The 16,456-nt window shown below is 62.4% G+C and carries 23 protein-coding genes; 15 read left to right on the forward strand and 8 right to left on the reverse strand.

The features are described 5' to 3' along the window. Positions 1–2: 2 nt before the first annotated feature. Entirely contained in the window at positions 3–740 is a 738-nt protein-coding gene (locus tag QMG56_RS05225) for a folate-binding protein YgfZ (protein ID WP_281821679.1), read from the reverse strand. A gap of 66 nt (positions 741–806) precedes the next feature. On the opposite strand from QMG56_RS05225, the gene QMG56_RS05230 reads away from it, so the two are divergent. Beyond that, positions 807–2,135: a dihydroorotase gene (locus tag QMG56_RS05230; RefSeq protein ID WP_281821536.1), complete on the forward strand. Its 1,329-nt coding sequence runs from the start codon at positions 807–809 to the stop codon at positions 2,133–2,135. Positions 2,136–2,168: 33 nt separating this feature from the next. On the opposite strand, the gene rarD is transcribed toward QMG56_RS05230, so the two are convergent. Both rarD and QMG56_RS05240 read right to left on the reverse strand, forming a co-directional pair. Continuing rightward, positions 2,169–3,089, reverse strand: a complete 921-nt coding sequence (gene rarD / locus QMG56_RS05235) for an EamA family transporter RarD (protein ID WP_281821537.1) — start codon at positions 3,087–3,089, stop codon at positions 2,169–2,171. A 15-nt stretch (positions 3,090–3,104) separates the two neighbouring features. Further along, on the reverse strand, positions 3,105–3,326 hold the full coding sequence (locus QMG56_RS05240) for a hypothetical protein (RefSeq protein ID WP_230187923.1): 222 nt from the start codon (positions 3,324–3,326) through the stop codon (positions 3,105–3,107). Between the two features lie 129 nt (positions 3,327–3,455). On the opposite strand from QMG56_RS05240, the gene QMG56_RS05245 reads away from it, so the two are divergent. From QMG56_RS05245 to QMG56_RS05275, 7 genes are all read left to right on the forward strand, one after another. After that, a complete protein-coding gene (locus tag QMG56_RS05245; protein WP_281821538.1) occupies positions 3,456–4,217 on the forward strand; it encodes a hypothetical protein in 762 nt (253 codons plus the stop codon). Between the two features lie 57 nt (positions 4,218–4,274). Then, positions 4,275–4,655 carry a fluoride efflux transporter CrcB gene (crcB, locus tag QMG56_RS05250; protein ID WP_230187921.1) on the forward strand — a complete coding sequence of 127 codons (381 nt, stop codon included), beginning with the start codon at positions 4,275–4,277 and terminating at the stop codon, positions 4,653–4,655. Next, positions 4,652–6,094, forward strand: coding sequence for an RluA family pseudouridine synthase (locus QMG56_RS05255; RefSeq protein ID WP_281821539.1), 1,443 nt, complete (start codon positions 4,652–4,654; stop codon positions 6,092–6,094). Before crcB ends, QMG56_RS05255 begins: the two co-directional genes overlap by 4 nt. Beyond that, a complete protein-coding gene (locus tag QMG56_RS05260) occupies positions 6,091–6,750 on the forward strand; it encodes an HAD-IA family hydrolase (protein WP_230188018.1) in 660 nt (219 codons plus the stop codon). Before QMG56_RS05255 ends, QMG56_RS05260 begins: the two co-directional genes overlap by 4 nt. Then, positions 6,747–7,007, forward strand: coding sequence for a hypothetical protein (locus tag QMG56_RS05265; RefSeq protein WP_281821540.1), 261 nt, complete (start codon positions 6,747–6,749; stop codon positions 7,005–7,007). The genes QMG56_RS05260 and QMG56_RS05265 overlap by 4 nt, the downstream gene beginning before the upstream one ends. Before the next feature lie 10 nt (positions 7,008–7,017). Then, complete coding sequence (locus tag QMG56_RS05270) at positions 7,018–7,713, forward strand: ATP12 family chaperone protein (protein ID WP_281821541.1); 696 nt, start codon at positions 7,018–7,020, stop codon at positions 7,711–7,713. 117 nt (positions 7,714–7,830) lie between these two features. Next, on the forward strand, positions 7,831–8,550 hold the full coding sequence (locus QMG56_RS05275) for a hypothetical protein (protein WP_281821680.1): 720 nt from the start codon (positions 7,831–7,833) through the stop codon (positions 8,548–8,550). Between the two features lie 24 nt (positions 8,551–8,574). Here QMG56_RS05275 and QMG56_RS05280 read toward each other — a convergent pair whose 3' ends face one another. The 5 genes from QMG56_RS05280 to QMG56_RS05300 form a co-directional block, all read right to left on the reverse strand. Further along, entirely contained in the window at positions 8,575–9,222 is a 648-nt protein-coding gene (locus QMG56_RS05280) for a hypothetical protein (RefSeq protein WP_281821542.1), read from the reverse strand. Between the two features lie 76 nt (positions 9,223–9,298). Continuing rightward, positions 9,299–9,979 (reverse strand): guanylate kinase, encoded by a 681-nt coding sequence (gene gmk, locus QMG56_RS05285; RefSeq protein WP_230187915.1) that lies wholly within the window; start codon positions 9,977–9,979, stop codon positions 9,299–9,301. 40 nt (positions 9,980–10,019) lie between these two features. Next, positions 10,020–10,364, reverse strand: coding sequence for a hypothetical protein (locus QMG56_RS05290; protein WP_230187914.1), 345 nt, complete (start codon positions 10,362–10,364; stop codon positions 10,020–10,022). 85 nt (positions 10,365–10,449) lie between these two features. After that, positions 10,450–11,838 carry a class II fumarate hydratase gene (gene fumC, locus QMG56_RS05295; protein WP_281821543.1) on the reverse strand — a complete coding sequence of 463 codons (1,389 nt, stop codon included), beginning with the start codon at positions 11,836–11,838 and terminating at the stop codon, positions 10,450–10,452. A 122-nt stretch (positions 11,839–11,960) separates the two neighbouring features. Beyond that, on the reverse strand, positions 11,961–12,440 hold the full coding sequence (locus tag QMG56_RS05300) for an SspB family protein (RefSeq protein WP_230187912.1): 480 nt from the start codon (positions 12,438–12,440) through the stop codon (positions 11,961–11,963). Between the two features lie 119 nt (positions 12,441–12,559). Here QMG56_RS05300 and hisB point away from each other — a divergent pair, with 119 nt between their 5' ends. The 7 genes from hisB (at position 12,560) to QMG56_RS05335 (ending at position 16,452) form a co-directional block, all read left to right on the forward strand. After that, positions 12,560–13,156 carry an imidazoleglycerol-phosphate dehydratase HisB gene (gene hisB, locus QMG56_RS05305; protein WP_230187911.1) on the forward strand — a complete coding sequence of 199 codons (597 nt, stop codon included), beginning with the start codon at positions 12,560–12,562 and terminating at the stop codon, positions 13,154–13,156. 33 nt (positions 13,157–13,189) lie between these two features. After that, positions 13,190–13,474, forward strand: a complete 285-nt coding sequence (locus tag QMG56_RS05310) for a YciI family protein (protein WP_281821544.1) — start codon at positions 13,190–13,192, stop codon at positions 13,472–13,474. Continuing rightward, positions 13,471–14,082, forward strand: a complete 612-nt coding sequence (gene hisH / locus QMG56_RS05315) for an imidazole glycerol phosphate synthase subunit HisH (RefSeq protein WP_281821545.1) — start codon at positions 13,471–13,473, stop codon at positions 14,080–14,082. Before QMG56_RS05310 ends, hisH begins: the two co-directional genes overlap by 4 nt. After that, on the forward strand, positions 14,079–14,813 hold the full coding sequence (hisA, locus tag QMG56_RS05320; RefSeq protein ID WP_281821546.1) for a 1-(5-phosphoribosyl)-5-[(5-phosphoribosylamino)methylideneamino]imidazole-4-carboxamide isomerase: 735 nt from the start codon (positions 14,079–14,081) through the stop codon (positions 14,811–14,813). Before hisH ends, hisA begins: the two co-directional genes overlap by 4 nt. Before the next feature lie 112 nt (positions 14,814–14,925). Further along, a complete protein-coding gene (gene hisF, locus QMG56_RS05325; protein WP_281821547.1) occupies positions 14,926–15,726 on the forward strand; it encodes an imidazole glycerol phosphate synthase subunit HisF in 801 nt (266 codons plus the stop codon). 5 nt (positions 15,727–15,731) lie between these two features. Continuing rightward, on the forward strand, positions 15,732–16,052 hold the full coding sequence (locus tag QMG56_RS05330; RefSeq protein ID WP_281821548.1) for a phosphoribosyl-ATP diphosphatase: 321 nt from the start codon (positions 15,732–15,734) through the stop codon (positions 16,050–16,052). 22 nt (positions 16,053–16,074) lie between these two features. Further along, complete coding sequence (locus tag QMG56_RS05335) at positions 16,075–16,452, forward strand: histidine triad nucleotide-binding protein (protein ID WP_230187905.1); 378 nt, start codon at positions 16,075–16,077, stop codon at positions 16,450–16,452. The last annotated feature ends 4 nt before the right edge of the window (positions 16,453–16,456 follow it).

Consider the following 16,456-nt stretch of genomic DNA (forward strand, 5'->3'; position numbering starts at 1 on the left):
GTTCAGCTTTCGACGGGCGCAGCAATGGCCTGAGCGAGCCATTCGGGGAGCTGGAGCGAACCCATATCTTCGACGCGCCGATGTTCGATCGAAAGGCCCAATTCGGGCAAGGCCAGACGCTGTCTCTTGGCATCAGCCTGCGCCAGCGGGACCGCCACGAGGCGCCGGTTGACCTTCGAACGGTAATGCATCCGCGCCGTGTTCTCCTGCCCGATATAGCAGCCCTTGGTAAAGTCGACGCCGTTCAGTTCCTCGGCATTGGCTTCAAGCCACAGCGTCTGATCTTGCCCAAGTTCTTCGACTCCTTCGAAAATCTGCAAAATAAGTCGATACGCGAAAAACGATTCACTGGCGTCGCCGTCCGTCGCCGGGGCAAGCCAGCGATGTCCAAGCGCAGGGTGGCGCGGGTCCAGCGGCTTGCCTTCCGCCACCTTTGCCCAATGCACCGCGAGGTCCGGTTCGCGAGCAATCGTTACCGGGCGGCGCAAGCGATAGAGGGACAGGCGGCGGATGAGCGCGTCGGCCTGTTCCGCTTCGCAATCGATGAGGACATCGGTGCCGTCGGCCCACAGCATGAAGTCGAACAAAGCCTTGCCCTGCGGGGTCAACAGGCCGGACCAGCGCGGCTGATCGGGCAATAAGCCGATGACCTCCTGCGTTATCAAACCTTGCAGGAAGGGGCGGGCGTCCTCGCCGCCGACACGAATGACGGCGCGGTTGGAAAGGGTGGTGTTCGCTATGGTATCGGGCATGGCCTTTAGGTAGGACGGATGTAGACGTTATCCAACAGCAACTTGGCCGGTATCATGACCCAGACATATGACCTGATCCTCAAGAACGGCACTGTCCATACGCCCGGCGGACCGGCGCAGGCCGATGTCGCTGTGTCGGGGGGCAAGATCGCGGCGATAGGAGTCGGCTTTTCTGGCGGCGAGACGATAGACTGCACGGGCCTCGATATCCTGCCCGGCGTCATCGACAGTCAGGTGCATTTCCGCGAGCCGGGGCTGGAGCATAAGGAAGATCTGGAAAGCGGCAGTCGCGCGGCAGTGCTGGGCGGGGTGACGGCGGTGTTCGAGATGCCGAACACCAATCCCAATACCGATACCGCCGCCCGCGTGCATGACAAGCTGGCGCGCGCGCATCACCGGATGTGGTGCGACCACGCATTTTATGTTGGAGCGACTGCCGACAATGCCGAGCAACTGGCAGAGTTGGAAAAAATCCCCGGCACGGCGGGAGTCAAAATCTTCATGGGCGCATCGACGGGCAGCTTGCTGGTCGATGACGACTCGGCTTTGTCGCGGGTGCTGGCATCGGGTAAGCGCCGCGTGGCTATTCACGCCGAGGACGAAACCCGGATGAATGCGCGCAAGCCTCTGGCGCTGGAAGGCGATCCGTCGACCCATCCGATCTGGCGCGACGATGAAAGCGCAATGATCGCGACGAAACGGATCATCAAACTCGCGCGCGCAGCGGGGCGGCGCATCCACATCCTGCACATCACGACCCCTGCGGAACTGGAATATATTGCGCAGAACAAGGATATCGCGACTTGCGAAGTCACGCCGCAGCATCTGACGCTGGCGGGCGAGGACGCCTATCCGCGCCTTGGCACCTATGCGCAGATGAACCCGCCGATCCGATCTGGCGCGCATCGCGACGGGTTGTGGAAGTGGCTCAATCAGGGTGTTCCCGATGTGTTGGGGTCGGATCATGCGCCGCACACGCTTGAGGAAAAGGCGAAGACCTATCCTGCATCGCCCAGCGGTATGCCCGGCGTGCAGACTCTCGTGCCGCTGCTGCTCGACCATGTCGCCCATGGGCGAACGACGCTCGCGCGGTTCATTGAGCTGACGAGTGCAGGGCCGCAGCGCATCTTCGGGCTGGTGGGCAAGGGGCGGATCGCGCTTGGCTATGACGCCGATTTCACCATCGTCGATTTGAAAAAGCGTTGGACGGTGGGCACCGACTGGCTCGCCTCACGTTGCGAATGGTCGCCGTTCACCGACATGGAACTGACCGGCAAGGCAATCGGCACGATCATTCGCGGGCATCGGGTCATGTGGGACGATACACTGGCGAACGCGGCAATCGGCGAGCCTGTTCGGTTTGAAGCGACGCAGTTTCCGTAAAGGGTGGCTGAGCGCTGATCGCCTGCTTTGATTTTATGCCAAAGCAAGCCGGGCTGCACGGGTGGACCGCAACAGGTCTACCGTGAAGAGTATCAGACCAGCCCAGATCAGCACAAAGCTGATCATCTGACCGCGGCTGAGCGTTTCGTCGAACAGCAGGACGCCAATCAGAAACTGAATTGTCGGTGCGAGATATTGCAGCAATCCCAGCATCGATAAAGGCATGCGCCGCGCAGCGGTCGCGAACAACAGCAACGGCACCGATGTGACGATTCCGCTAAGCGCCAGCAGGATCGAGGTTGCTACATCCTTGCCGAACGCCGCTTGCCCCTGACTGACGAGCCAGATGGCATAAGCCGCGGCTATAGGCGTGAGGATTAAAGTTTCAGCGGCAAGCCCCTGGCGAGGGCCAACCGCTGCCGTTTTGCGGATCAGGCCGTACAATGCGAAGCTGACCGCCAAGGTTATGCTGATCCATAGCGTATTTATTGCCGACACTGCCATGACCGCCACGCCTATGGCGGCGACGAGGATTGCCGCGATTTGAACCGGGCGCAGCTTTTCTTTCAGCACCAAGACGCCCAGAAGGACGTTGACCAGAGGGTTAAGAAAATAGCCCAGGCTGGCCGCAACGATATGATCGTTGGCAACGGCCCAGATATACACCAGCCAATTGATGGCAATCAGCAGGGCGCTGCCAGTCATGGCAATCATCGTGCGCCGGTCGCGCAGAGTACGGCCAAAATCGCCCAAAGCACCTGTCGCCGCCAGTATCGCAATCATCAATATCAGCGAGAACAGGATACGGCTGGCCACAATTTCGACCGGACCGACCGTCGGTAGCAGCTTGAAATAAAGGGGTAACAGACCCCACAGGAAATAGGCCCCTATGCCGAAGAGGAGACCGTTGGGCGGTGTGTGCGCTTCGGGATCGGGCGCTATCGATTTGACCACGGTCGCTGCAGCAGATCAGATAAGACCGCCGCCAAGCACCAGACGAAACACGCCCAACGCCGCGACGATCAGGCAGAAATTACGCCCGCCATTCCGGGAGGATACAACGCCCACCAACGCCCCGAACAGGGCGATCGGTACGATAAGCCAGTTCGCCCAGCCCAAAAACGGAATGATCGTCGGCAACATGAAGAGCAAGGCGACGAGGCCGATCAGGCCGGAAAGAATGTTCAGCATGTGTAGAACATGGCCTTCCCCGCCTATTGCTTCAAGGACCAATGCAGCGAAAATGGCATGGCAATCCGGCGCGCACCTGTCTGTTTACCATTTCGTGATATTCGAAGGCCTTGGGAAAGGAGCCCGCCTATGATCCGCACTGTTTCGACGAAGCTGGCTTTATGCCTTGCCTCTTCTCTGCTGCTCGCAGGATGCAGCAGCGGGGGCAAGGACGACGCGCTCAACGCGCTCGATGCGGACCTGACGAACACTGTCAGCGATCCGGCTATCAGGGATGCGCTGGAAGGGCCGATTGTCGTCGATCCCAATCTGACGGCGCAATCCAACATCAATGCCGTGCGGACCGGCGAGAAGCCCGTCAGTGGCGGTGTACCAACCCTGAAAGGTGCAGAGGCGTCGGCGCAGGCGCTCAAGCTGGTCGGCGGCAAGCTGCTCCATGCGCCCGAGGCGACCCAGGCACAGCCTTGCCCCGATTGCGGGCCGGATGGTCCGGCAACCCTGGGTGCGCTGGCCCGCGAGCAGGGGAAACGTCACGCGACCGCAGGTGGCTGCAATGCGAAACTCGATTACGGGATGCAGTGGGCATCGCGCTTGCCCGAACCTTTTGGGCTCTATCCGGGCGCTGCGCTCGTTGAAGCGGCGGGAGCGGACGGCGCGTCCTGTGCGATCCGGGCAGTCAGCTTTGTGGCAGGCGCGCCGATGCAGGATGTGATCGACTTTTACTACACGCAGGCAAAGCGCGCAGGGTATAATGCCGAGCATCAGTTGATGAATGGCGAGCATGTGCTGGGCGGGGTGCGAGGCAGCGACGATCGTGCCTATTTCATGACATTCGCGAAGGCACCCAGTGGCGGCACTGCTGTCGATATGGTTGCCAATAAAGGTCGCTAGGGGCCTTTGCCGACGCAGGGGTGACGCCGGAGGCAAAACCCTCTAGGGCGTATTCCCATGAACCAAACCTTCCTCGTCATGGCGGGCGGCGCCGTCGGGGCGGCGCTGCGCTATCAGCTCGGGCGCATATCCACGCACATGCTCGGCGCATCCTATCCCTGGGGCACGCTTGCCGCCAATCTGCTTGGCGGCCTCGCCATGGGCTTGCTCGTGGGGACATTGACCCGCACCACGCCCGCCAATGGCGAGCAGATTCGATTGCTCCTGGGTGTCGGCGTGTTGGGGGGCTTCACAACTTTTTCCGCGTTCAGCCTTGAAACGGTGCTGATGATCGAGCGTGGGCAGGGCCTTATGGCTGTCGGTTATGTTCTTGCGTCCGTGCTGGGTGCGCTGGCCGCGCTCAGCTTTGGCCTGTTTATCGTTCGGAGTGTAGCATGAAGAGTGGACCGACCGGACGTGGTCCCGGCAGACCGACCAATGGGCCGACAAAGGGGCCAACGAGTGGGGCCACGGGTCGACCGACTGGCAAATCCGCAGCGCCCAAGGGTGCGCCCAAGCCGCCTTCGCGCGGCCGCAGTGCCGGGAAATCATTCCCCGTTGCGAAGGATGGCGCGAAGCCGGGCAAGGGCTTTGGCGCGAAGTTCGGCGCGAAGAAGCCGACCGGCAAGAGCGGCCCGCCGCGCGATACGAAGGATGTTGCCAGAAAAGCACCTGCGCGCACTGCCAAGCCGAAGGTCGAAAAGGTCGCCGTCGCGCCCAAGCCGGTGAAGGACGCGGGCGTTACGCTGGACGTACGCCAGTTCCGCGTGGCGCAGGACGATGACGGTATTCGCCTGGATCGCTGGTTTCAGCGGCATCTGCCCGATGTAGGGTTCAACGTCGTGTCACGCTGGGCGCGGACCGGGCAGTTGCGCCTCGATGGCGCGCGCGCCGCGCCGGGGGATCGCGTCGCCGATGGCCAGACGATCCGGGTGCCTCCCGCTGAAGCGAAAGCGCCGCGCCCGGAAAAGCCCGCGCGGGCAAAGAAGCAGATTTTGCTGTCCGACGATGAAATCGCGTTCGCGCAGGACATGGTCATCCATCGCGACGATCAGGCAATCGTGCTCAACAAGCCGCCGGGTCTGGCGACGCAGGGCGGCACGAAGACCGATTCGCATGTTGACGGTCTGCTCGATGCGCTGATGTTTGACAGCGAACAGCGGCCCAAGCTGGTGCATCGGCTGGACAAGGATACGTCCGGCGCGTTGCTGATTGCGCGCTCGGCGCGCTCGGCAGGCTATTTCGCCAAGGCATTTTCCAGCCGTACAGCGCGCAAGATTTACTGGGCGCTCGTCGTAGGCGTTCCCGATGTGCGCGACGGCATGATCGACTTGCCGCTCGCGAAACAACCGGGCACCGGCGGCGAGAAGATGCATGTCGATGAGAAGGAAGGGCTGCCTGCGCGCACCCGCTATCGCATCATCGAACGCGCGGGCAATCGTGCGGCGTGGGTGGAACTACAGCCATTTTCCGGTCGCACGCATCAATTGCGCGTGCATATGGCGGCGATTGGGCACCCTATCGTGGGCGACGGCAAATATGGCGGCAAGGAATCGTTTCTGTCCGGCACGATCAGCCGGAAGATGCACCTGCATGCGCGGCGTATCCGCATCGACCATCCCGATGGCGGGCATGTCGACGTGATGGCGGAGCTGCCCACCCATTTCGCCGAAAGCATGGCCGACATGGCGTTCGACATGGAACTGGGTGACATGCCGCTGGACGATGAGATCGACACCACGCCCACGCGCGACGATGAAAAGAAGTTCGCGCGCCAGCATGCCAAGGCCGTGCGCAAGGAACGGCGCGGCGAACGGCGGGGCAGAGGCACGCGCTGATGCGTCCGCTGGCGCTTTTCGACTGCGATGGGACGCTGGTCGACAGCCAGCATAGCATCTGCGCCGCCATGGCACGCGCATTCGATGCGGTTAAGTTGCCCGCGCCGGATCGACCGGCGATCCTCTCGGTCGTCGGGCTTTCGCTGCCCCATGCCATGGCGAAGCTTTTGCCAGAGGCGGACGATGCGTTTCACAACCATGTGTCGGACCAGTATCGCGAAGCCTTTCGTGCCATGCGAAGCGAGGGCGACGTCAGCGAACCGCTCTATGAAGGCATCGCCGAACTGCTCGATATATTGCTGGCGCGCGGCTGGTTGCTGGGCGTGGCGACGGGCAAATCGGATCGCGGCCTCAATCTGTGTCTGACGCAGCATGGGATACTCGATCGTTTCGTGACGTTACAGACGGCGGATCGTCACCCGTCGAAGCCGCATCCGGGGATGTTGATGGAAGCGATGGCGGAGGCGGGCGCTGTGCCAGAAACGACCGTGATGATCGGCGATACGACATATGACATCGAAATGGGGGTCAGCGCAGGGGTGCGGGCCATCGGCGTCAACTGGGGCTATCATTTGCCCGAAGAACTGATCGAAGTCGGTGCGGTGGCCGTCGCGGTGGACAGTGTCGACCTTGGTCGCCATATCGGCACGCCATGAGCGATAGCGAACCTTCCCTTCCTCCGGTCGACCCGAACAAGGCAGCGCGCGAGCGATTGCTGTTCATCAACCTGTTCCGCCTGTCGGGTGTCTTCATCCTGATGTTCGGTTTTCTCATCATGATGCAGCGCTTTTCCTGGGTGCAGGGCAAGGAAGCCAAGATCATGGGCGCGATCATCGCGACGGTCGGCATGGCGCAGACGATCGTCATCCCCCGCATGCTGCTGCGCGCATGGCGCACGCCGCCATCGGCCTGACCACAGAGATATGAAGCGTTTCTACAAACAGGTGGAGGCTCGTCCCGTCGAGGATGGCTGGCAGATTGCGCTGGATGGTCGCATGGTGCGGACCCCGGCGCGCGCGCCTTTGCTGCTGCCGACGCAGGCGATTGCGAATGTAATCGCGGCGGAATGGGATGCACAGGGGGACGATCTGGACCCGCTGACCATGACGGCAACGGGCTTTGCGAACGCGGCAATCGATCAAGTCGGCCCTAATCATGAGAGTTTCGCCGCAGGAATCGCTCGGTACGCCGAAACCGACCTGCTCTGTTATCGTGCGGAAAACCCGCAGCCGCTGATTGTGCGACAGGCCGCAGAATGGGATCCCTGGCTGGAATGGGCGCGGCGGCGATACGATGTCGCGTTTCGGATCACCAACGGTATCGTTCATGTGGCCCAGCCTGACGAAACGGTAAGTCGATTGGCCGAAATAGTGGCGGCGCACGGTGCTTTTACGCTCGCGCCGCTATCGACATTGGTGACCCTGACGGGCTCCCTCGTCCTCGGTCTGGCGGTCGTAAATGGCGATGCGGAACCGGATGTTATCTGGAACGCATCGGAACTGGATTCCCTCTGGCAGGCGGAGCTTTGGGGGCAGGATGCGCAGGCCCAAGCGCAGGCCGATGCCCACCGCCGTGAATTTGACGCTGCCGTTGCTTTCTGTAGGATGGTTTCTGTCTGATGATCGTCCGATTGTCAGCCCGTTTCAATTCATTACGGATGCGTGCCTGACCCCAAGCCGGTGCGCACCGCCAGTCAGGAGACTATCGCGTTGACCCGTACCGCTCTTATTGCCCTCATGTTGACTGCATCCGCCCCTGCTTTTGCGCAGGAGGCCGCTCCCGCTCAGCCAGCAGCGGCTCCCGCCCCCGCCGGACAAATGACCCCCGATCAGGTCACTGCCTTCAACAAGGCCGTTACCGATTTCACCGCCGGGCAGGCCGCGCAGCAGGCTGGCGACAATGCCGGTGCTTTGGCTAAATACGAGGCTGCTCTCCCCGCCATCCGCGTCGCCGTTCAGACGCAGCCCGACAATATGGACAACGTCAACTTTCTGGCGAATGCGCTCTATGCTGCTGCGGCCGCCGCAGGGGCGCAGCAGCAGATCGACAAGACCTTGACGCTGTACGAGGAAAGCGTTCCCCATTGGCGCAAGCTCGTCGCTGCCAAGCCCACAGATGCGACCAGCCGCAATATTCTGGGCGGGATTTTGGTCCAACTGGGTAACGCCAAGCTGATCAAGCAGGACAAGGCAGGGGCCGATCCGTTGTATGCCGAAGGCATTACGCTGGCCCGCAAGTCGGTGGCGGAAAACGCTGCCGATCCGATTGCGAAGAACCTGCTGCTGAGCGGCTTGATCGGCGCCAGCCAAACCAGCGCCGATCCCAAGGCGAAGGAAGAAGCCACGACGATGGCGAAGGCTATGATGGCTGACGGTTCGGTCGATGCATCCAACAAGCCTGCTGCCCAGGCATTGACCGGCACTGCGGCCCCTGCGGCCCCAGCACCGGCGCAATAATTCTGAGAAAAGCGACCCCTGCCATTATGGCAGGGGATCGTTATCCGTACGAAGCGGCGAACCGAAGCTGTTGCTGTCGGTCGTGTCGGTATATTTCGGCGCAGGTGTAACCGGGGCGGCAGCGACGGTAGCCGGTGTGTCCGTCATCAGCTTGGCCGCGATCAGGCCTGCCAACACTATCCCGACAAAATCGCTGAAGGCGAAATACAGGAAATAGCCCCAGGGCGCGTGGTTGAAGATCGGCTGTCCGACATGCATCCACAGTACCGCAGCCATGGCGAACGCCACGGTCGCACGAACGCGGGTGGCAGTGTCGCCAGCGATCAGCCGTAGCGCCAGGGCGATCAAAACGCCAACCACCAACGCCAGGATCAAGCCGCCAATCAACGCCGAACTGTCGAGCGAGGGATAACCGCTGGTGTTGAAAAACACCTGCGCAATCGGTCCCTTCCCGTACAGGATCGTGCCTTCGCTCGTCGTGGTAGAGGGGATCAGATAGACGCCCGTTCCGGTCTGCGTCAGCGTTTGCGCCAATGCCGCCTGAAGGTTCGTGCTCGCGGCAGGCTCAGCCGTAGTATAGCCGATGTTCGCCAGCGGCGTTCCCCAGAACACAAATCCCGTCAGGAACAGCGCGAGCCCGCCGAGCAGGCCGCCGAATAAAGTGCGTATCATGGACGAAGTCCCTCCTGTTGTGCCGTAAGGCTGACGCAGGAACGCCTATGTGTCCAATTTTATCCGTATCGACGCGTTAATCGGCGTCGCCGGTGGCCTTCTGCAGTTTGCGGATGAAGCCGATCAAGCCGGTCTGGCGGCTGCGCTTCATGCGTTCCGAATAGAGAATGCCGCGTACCTTTTCGAAACAGGCGTCGGCATCGTCATTGCACAGGACATAGTCGTACCCGTCCCAATGTGCGATTTCGCCTGCCGCGCGGCTCATGCGGCCTTCGATGACTTCCTCGCTATCGGTGGCGCGACCGCGCAGGCGGCGTTCGAGTTCTTCCATCGATGGCGGCAGGATGAACACGCGGACGACGTCGCCGCCCGCAATCTGGTGAAGCTGCTGCGCGCCCTGCCAGTCGATGTCGAACAGGACATCGCGCCCGGACTTCAGCATCGCTTCCACCGGCGCGCGCGGCGTGCCGTAACGATGGCCGAAGACATGGGCCCATTCGAGAAATTCGTGATCGGCCACCATCTGCCGAAACTGGGCAAGATCGACGAAGTGATAGTCTTTCCCGTCCACTTCGCCCGGCCGCATGGGGCGGGTGGTGGCGGAAACCGACATGACGAGCGACGGATCGGCGGCCAGCAGCTTGCGCGCGATGGTCGACTTGCCTGCGCCCGATGGGGAGGACAGCACGAAGAGAACGCCGCGGCGCTTGAAACCGTGGGGGTCGTTGATCGGATCGATTCTGGAGGTGTCGGCCATGCCTGCTACTGCCGTGGGCGGGCCGTTGCGTCAATGTCCGCTATGCGGTTTTGCTCGCGGGCTTGCGCTTCCTGACGGCTTTTGTCGGCGCGGGTAATGCCTTTGGCGCTGTCGTCTCGTCGGTCAAAGGGGGCGTGCCGGGTTCGACAAGGCCGTCATGGACGGCGGCGCCATGCGGACCAAGGGCGTCGATTTCCCGCTTTTTCTGCAGCATCTTGTGCGCGATATAGCCGCCGCCCAGCACCAGCGCACCCAAGGGAGAGCGCGCGATGACGCGGGTGGCAAGCAGACCGGCAGCGACGCCGAGTACGCCCGATGACTTGCCGGTATCCGCAGCAATACGGGTGCCGATAACACTGGCCATGACCTTACGGAGCATACTCATCCTTCTTATCCCGCGTTCGTTCCGCATTCAGAATGTATAGCGCGCTATCGCGGTTCCTGAAAGGCGCAGATTTCCGGGCAATTGTTCAGACCATGTCCTGCGGCCTGACGAGGCGGTCGAAGGTTGCGTCATCGACCAGACCCAGCGCAAGGCCTGCCTCCCGCAGTGTCAGGTCGTGCTGATGGGCGTGCTTGGCGATCTTGGCGGCATTGTCATAGCCGATTTCGGGGGCGAGCGCAGTCACCAGCATCAGCGAGCGGTCCACCAGTTCGGCGATACGCGCTTCATTGGCTTCCAGCCCTTCGACGCAGCGTTCCGCAAAGCTTTCCATACCGACGGCAAGCAAATGGATGGAGCGCAGGATGTTGGCACCGATCAGCGGCTTGAACACGTTAAGTTCCAGATGACCCTGCATCCCGCCGACGGTCACGGCCTGATGATTGCCGATGACTTGCGCCGCGACCATCGTCAGCATCTCGCACTGGGTCGGGTTGACCTTGCCCGGCATGATCGAGCTGCCCGGTTCGTTGGCGGGCAGGTCCAGCTCACCCAGCCCGGAGCGCGGGCCGGAGCCGAGCAGGCGGATGTCGTTCGCGATCTTGGTCAACGCGACGGCGAGGGTGCTGAGCGTGCCGGAGAGGTGGACGAGCGGATCGTTCGATGCGAGCGCTTCGAACTTGTTGTCGGCGGTGCGGAAGGGGAGGTTGGTGAGGTCCGCGATCTCCGCCGCGATGGCGACGTCGAAGCCTTCCGGCGCATTGAGGCCGGTGCCGACGGCAGTGCCGCCCTGCGCCAGCGCCATCATGCCGTGCATCACCGCCGGTTCGATGCGGGCGCGGCATCGGTAGAGCTGATGGACGTAGCCGGAGAACTCCTGACCCAGCGTCAAGGGGGTCGCGTCCTGCAGATGGGTGCGCCCTATCTTCACTAACATCGCCCATAGGGACGCCTTGGCATCCAGCGCCTGTTGGAGACGGTCGAGGGCCGGAAAAAGCCGATCCGTAGCGGCGCGGGCGACCGCGATGTGCAGCGCTGTTGGAAAACTGTCGTTGGACGACTGGCCCATATTGACGTGATCATTGGGGTGGACCGGCGTCTTGCCGCCGCGCGTTCCGGTCAGCACTTCGTTGGCGCGACCGGCGATCACTTCGTTGACGTTCATGTTGGATTGGGTGCCGCTGCCCGTTTGCCAGATGACCAGCGGAAACTGATCGTCATGGTTGCCAGCGATCACTTCGGCGGCGGCGGAGTCGATGGCGTCGGCGATGGCGCCGTCCAGCCCGTGCGCCCGGTTCACGCGGGCAGCGGCCTGCTTCACGATGGCGAGCGCATGGACGATGCCGATGGGCATCCGTTCGGTGTCCCCAAAGGGGAAATTTTCGATGCTCCGCTGCGTCTGTGCGCCCCAATAGGCGGCGGCAGGAACGTCGATGGCGCCGATGCTGTCGGTTTCGCTGCGGGTGGGGAGTGTCATGGAGGCGGATATCCAATGGCCGTCCGCCGTGAGCGTGTCGAAGGAACAGGCTTCGACAGGCTCAGCCCGAACGGGGTGAGAGGGTATCCTAATGTGGGAAGCGAGGCGCGATTGCGCCAGCCTTATTTCTTCTTGCCGAAATCCACGGTGACCACGTTGGAGCCGTCTTCCGCCGTGATGGTCGGGCCGTCATTTTCCGCTTCTTCATGCACCGCTGGCGTGTCGCCATTGTCCTGCACCTGAAATTGCAGGGCGAAATTGACGGCGGGATCGACGAAGGCGCTGATCGCCGAAAAGGGAATGACGAGGTGCGAAGCGATCTGGTTGAAGGTCAGGCTGACTTCGAACAGGTCCGGGCTGACTTTGAGATCCCAGAACTTGTTCTGCAGCACGATGGTCATTTCATCGGGGAAACGCTCGACCAAGACGCGGGGAATATCCACGCCCGCTGCCTGCGTCTTGAACGTGATGTAGAAATGATGCCCGCCGGGCAGCCCGCCGGAGCGTTCGACTTCGCCCAGCACGCGGCCGACGACAGCGCGCAGAGCCTCCTGCACGATTTCATCGTAGGGAATCAGACTATCTGGCAGCGTGTCGCTCATCGGCCATCTTCCTAACGTCCCACGAAGTTCGGTCAAGAGGCAGGGGGCAAGGGCGTGCGTTAAGGATAGTCGCAGTGCGGAATCGTTGCACGGCGCGCGCCAAACGCTATAGGAGCGCCATGCGCACCGCCGAAATCCATCGCAAGACCGGGGAAACCTCGATCGACGTCGTCGTCAACCTCGACGGCACAGGTGTTTACACCGTGTCGACGGGCATCGGCTTTCTCGATCATATGCTCGAACAATTGTCGCGGCATTCGCTGATCGACCTCGATGTGAAGGCCGTTGGCGACCTGCATGTCGATCAGCATCACACGACCGAAGATACCGGCATCGCGATTGGCGAAGCGGTGGCCAAGGCGCTGGGCGACAAGAAGGGCATCACCCGTTTCGGTTCGGTCTATTCGCCGATGGACGAGACGCTGACGCGCGTGTCGCTCGACATTTCGGGGCGGCCCTATTTCGTGTGGAAGGCGGCCTTTACACAGGCCAACCTTGGCGAATGGGATACCGAGCTGATCGAGCACTGGTTCCACAGCTTCGCGCAATCGGCGGGGCTGACGCTGCACATCGAAAATCTCTATGGCAGCAACAACCATCATATCGTGGAAAGTTGCTACAAGGGGCTGGCCCGCGCGTTGCGGCAGGCGGTCGAGATCGACCCGCGCAAGGCAGACAGTATCCCTTCGACCAAGGGCATATTGGGCGCGGCCTGATCCGCACCGTTCCAAAGGAAAGAGGCCGAAGCCATGTTCATCGTGTCGCTGCGCTATATCGTCGATCTGCCCACCGTGGACGCGCATATGGAAGCGCATGTGGCATGGTTGAAGGACGCGCTGGCCGATGGCTGGATGCTGGTTGCGGGACGCAAGGTGCCGCGCGAAGGCGGGATACTGATCGTTCGCGGTGAGAAAGCCGACATCGAAGCGAAGGTCGCCACCGATCCTTTCGTGACGAACGGGGTGGCGGAAGTGACGATTACCGAGTTCAACCCCAGCTTCGTGGCACCGGGACTGGAATTTCTAAAAACATGATCGCGCTTATCGATTATGGCGCGGGCAATCTTCATTCGGTCCACAATGCGCTGCGGCAGGCCGGTGCGCAGGATGTAAGCATCACTGCCGATCCCGATGTCGTGCGCGGGGCGGACCGAATCGTCCTGCCGGGGGTAGGCGCGTTTCGGGCGTGCCGCGATGCGCTGGTTGGCGTAGACGGTTTGGTGGACGCGATGGCTGAGGCCGTGCTGAAGCGCGGCGTGCCCTTTTTGGGCGTGTGCGTGGGGATGCAGTTGCTGGCCGATGCCGGTGAGGAATTCGGGCGGCATGACGGGCTGGGCTGGATTTCCGGTACGGTGCGGCACATCGAACCTGCCGACGCGAGCGCCAAGGTGCCGCATATGGGGTGGAACGATGTCGTTCCCGGCGTCGCGCATCCGTTGATCGAGCCGGGCGAAGCCTATTTCCTGCACAGCTATCATTTTGCCGCGAGCGATCCGGCGCATGTCGCCGCGACGAGCGATCATGCCGGTCCGCTGGTCGCCGCCGTGGCGCGCGACACTATCATCGGCACGCAGTTTCACCCGGAAAAGAGCCAGCGTTACGGCCTTTCCTTCCTCGCCCGTTTTCTGGACTGGAAACCATGAGTCTGATCGTTTTCCCCGCCATCGATTTGAAAGCCGGACAAGTGGTGCGTCTGGCCGAAGGCGATATGGACCGCGCGACAGTGTATGGCGACGATCCAGCGGCGCAGGCGATGCTGTTTGCGGAGGCCGGTGCGCAGCATCTGCATGTCGTCGATCTGGATGGCGCTTTTGCAGGGCAGGCCGTCAATGCGGCGGCCGTCGAAAGCATCGTCGCGGCGTTTCCGGGGCATGTGCAACTGGGCGGTGGTATTCGCGACCGGGCGGCAGTCGAGCGTTGGTTCGATCTGGGCGTCTCGCGCGTGGTAATCGGCACGGCGGCGTTGAAAGACCCTGAGTTCGTGAAAGCGGTAGCCAAGGATTTCCCCGGCGGCATCGTCGTCGCGGTCGATGCGCGGGACGGCTTCGTCGCAACCGAAGGCTGGGCGGAAAAGTCCGACATGCCGATTGTCGACATGGCCTATCGGTTCGAGGATGCGGGCGTGGCCGCGTTGCTCTTCACCGATGTCGGGCGCGATGGGATGCTGAAAGGCTGCAATATCGAAGCGACGGTCGATCTGGCGCGGGCGACGGAGATACCGGTGATCGCCAGCGGCGGCGTGGCCGGGATTGCGGACATCCGTATCCTGAGCCTCCATACCGAGGATGGGATCGAAGGCGTGATTACCGGACGCGCGCTGTATGACGGGCGGCTCGATCTGGCTACGGCGTTGGCATTGGCGGCGGCGGGATGAACGTGCCCGCGCTCTCCTTCGTCATCCCTGCGAAAGGGATCCCGCTTTTCTGTCGGTGGGAAGAAGAGAAGCGTCATTCCTGCTTTCGCAGGAATGACGGGTGGGCAAGCGCATGACTGTCCGCACCCGCGTTATCCCCTGTCTCGATGTAGCCAATGGCCGCGTGGTCAAGGGCGTGAACTTCGTCGATCTGGCCGATGCGGGCGATCCGGTGGAGCAGGCGCGGCTGTATGATGCGGCGGGGGCCGACGAGCTTTGCTTTCTGGACATTACCGCCAGCCATGAGGCGCGGGGCACGATTCTGGACGTGGTGCGGCGCGTGGCCGAGGTGTGCTTCATGCCCGTGACCGTCGGCGGCGGGGTGCGGACGCCGGAGGATGCGCGCGCGCTGCTGCTGGCGGGGGCGGACAAGGTGGCGGTGAACAGCGCAGCGGTGGAGCGGCCCGAAGTGGTCGCCGACATTGCCGACCGTTTCGGCAGCCAGTGTGTCGTCGCCTCGGTCGATGCGCGGCGGGTCGCTGACGGGCGATGGGAAATCTTCACGCATGGCGGTCGGCGCGCGACGGGGATCGACGCGCTGGAACATGCGCTGCGGCTGGCGTCGCTGGGGGCGGGCGAGTTGCTGGTGACCTCAATGGATGGCGACGGCACGCGCGCGGGATATGATCTGGCTTTGACGCGGGCGATTGCCGATGCGGTGGCGGTGCCGGTGGTGGCGAGCGGGGGAGTCGGCACGCTCGACCATCTGGTCGATGGCGTGATCGAGGGACATGCGAGCGCGGTGCTGGCAGCGTCGATATTCCATTTCGGTCAGCATACGATTGGCGAAGCGCACGCAGCGTTGGCGGCGGCGGGCATCCCGGTGCGGCATCCGGTTTTTCCGTTGACGGCAGCGGCGGGGCAGGCACTATGAGCGGCATGACCGACACTCTCGCCCGTCTGGAAGCCACAATCCGCGCGCGGCGCACTGCCGATCCCGACAGCAGCTATGTCGCGAAGCTGAGCGCGAAGGGCCGCGCTAAGATCGCGCAGAAGCTGGGCGAGGAAGCGGTGGAAACGGTGATCGCGGCGATGGCAAACGACCGGGACGGCGTAACGTCCGAGGCCGCCGACCTGTTGTTTCATCTCAGCGTGCTGCTGGCGGACATGGACCTGTCGATGCAGGATGTGTGCGCCGAACTGGACCGGCGCGAAGGCGTGTCGGGCATCGCCGAGAAAGCCGCCCGCCCGCAGGAATGATCCCGCCCAAAGGAGTGATATCGTGCCGATCGATCCGACGCTGCCTTATGATGACGACAATATCTTCGCGCGTATCCTGCGCGGGGAAATTCCGTGCAAGAAAGTCTATGAGGACGAGGGCGCGCTCGCCTTTCACGACATCAATCCGCAGGCGCCGACGCATATCCTGGTGATTCCCAAGGGCCGCTATGTGAGCTGGGACGATTTTTCGACCAAGGCGAGCGATGCGGAAATCGGCGCGTTCGTGCGCGCAGTCGGGCATGTCGCGCGGGAAGCTGGGATGGTGGAGAAGGGCTATCGCCTGCTCGCGAATATCGGGCAGGACGGGCATCAGGAAGTGCCGCATCTGCACGTGCATATCTTTGCCGGGCGTCCGCTCGGACCGATGCTGGCGGCTTAGTCAG

Source organism: Sphingobium sp. BS19 (assembly GCF_027925545.1).
Classification (GTDB): Bacteria; Pseudomonadota; Alphaproteobacteria; order Sphingomonadales; family Sphingomonadaceae; genus Sphingobium.

What these genes read in the sequence shown, in the direction of transcription:
- QMG56_RS05290 (WP_230187914.1), bottom strand. Translation starts at nt 10,364, where the DNA reads ATGAGTATGCTCCGTAAGGTCATGGCCAGTGTTATCGGCACCCGTATT.
- hisB (WP_230187911.1), top strand. Translation starts at nt 12,560, where the DNA reads ATGCGCACCGCCGAAATCCATCGCAAGACCGGGGAAACCTCGATCGAC.
- QMG56_RS05255 (WP_281821539.1), top strand. Translation starts at nt 4,652, where the DNA reads ATGAAGAGTGGACCGACCGGACGTGGTCCCGGCAGACCGACCAATGGG.
- QMG56_RS05240 (WP_230187923.1), bottom strand. Translation starts at nt 3,326, where the DNA reads ATGCTGAACATTCTTTCCGGCCTGATCGGCCTCGTCGCCTTGCTCTTC.
- QMG56_RS05275 (WP_281821680.1), top strand. Translation starts at nt 7,831, where the DNA reads ATGTTGACTGCATCCGCCCCTGCTTTTGCGCAGGAGGCCGCTCCCGCT.
- hisF (WP_281821547.1), top strand. Translation starts at nt 14,926, where the DNA reads ATGACTGTCCGCACCCGCGTTATCCCCTGTCTCGATGTAGCCAATGGC.
- QMG56_RS05270 (WP_281821541.1), top strand. Translation starts at nt 7,018, where the DNA reads ATGAAGCGTTTCTACAAACAGGTGGAGGCTCGTCCCGTCGAGGATGGC.
- QMG56_RS05330 (WP_281821548.1), top strand. Translation starts at nt 15,732, where the DNA reads ATGACCGACACTCTCGCCCGTCTGGAAGCCACAATCCGCGCGCGGCGC.
- QMG56_RS05265 (WP_281821540.1), top strand. Translation starts at nt 6,747, where the DNA reads ATGAGCGATAGCGAACCTTCCCTTCCTCCGGTCGACCCGAACAAGGCA.
- QMG56_RS05245 (WP_281821538.1), top strand. Translation starts at nt 3,456, where the DNA reads ATGATCCGCACTGTTTCGACGAAGCTGGCTTTATGCCTTGCCTCTTCT.
- hisH (WP_281821545.1), top strand. Translation starts at nt 13,471, where the DNA reads ATGATCGCGCTTATCGATTATGGCGCGGGCAATCTTCATTCGGTCCAC.
- fumC (WP_281821543.1), bottom strand. Translation starts at nt 11,838, where the DNA reads ATGACACTCCCCACCCGCAGCGAAACCGACAGCATCGGCGCCATCGAC.
- QMG56_RS05310 (WP_281821544.1), top strand. Translation starts at nt 13,190, where the DNA reads ATGTTCATCGTGTCGCTGCGCTATATCGTCGATCTGCCCACCGTGGAC.
- hisA (WP_281821546.1), top strand. Translation starts at nt 14,079, where the DNA reads ATGAGTCTGATCGTTTTCCCCGCCATCGATTTGAAAGCCGGACAAGTG.
- QMG56_RS05300 (WP_230187912.1), bottom strand. Translation starts at nt 12,440, where the DNA reads ATGAGCGACACGCTGCCAGATAGTCTGATTCCCTACGATGAAATCGTG.
- crcB (WP_230187921.1), top strand. Translation starts at nt 4,275, where the DNA reads ATGAACCAAACCTTCCTCGTCATGGCGGGCGGCGCCGTCGGGGCGGCG.
- gmk (WP_230187915.1), bottom strand. Translation starts at nt 9,979, where the DNA reads ATGGCCGACACCTCCAGAATCGATCCGATCAACGACCCCCACGGTTTC.
- QMG56_RS05230 (WP_281821536.1), top strand. Translation starts at nt 807, where the DNA reads ATGACCCAGACATATGACCTGATCCTCAAGAACGGCACTGTCCATACG.
- QMG56_RS05280 (WP_281821542.1), bottom strand. Translation starts at nt 9,222, where the DNA reads ATGATACGCACTTTATTCGGCGGCCTGCTCGGCGGGCTCGCGCTGTTC.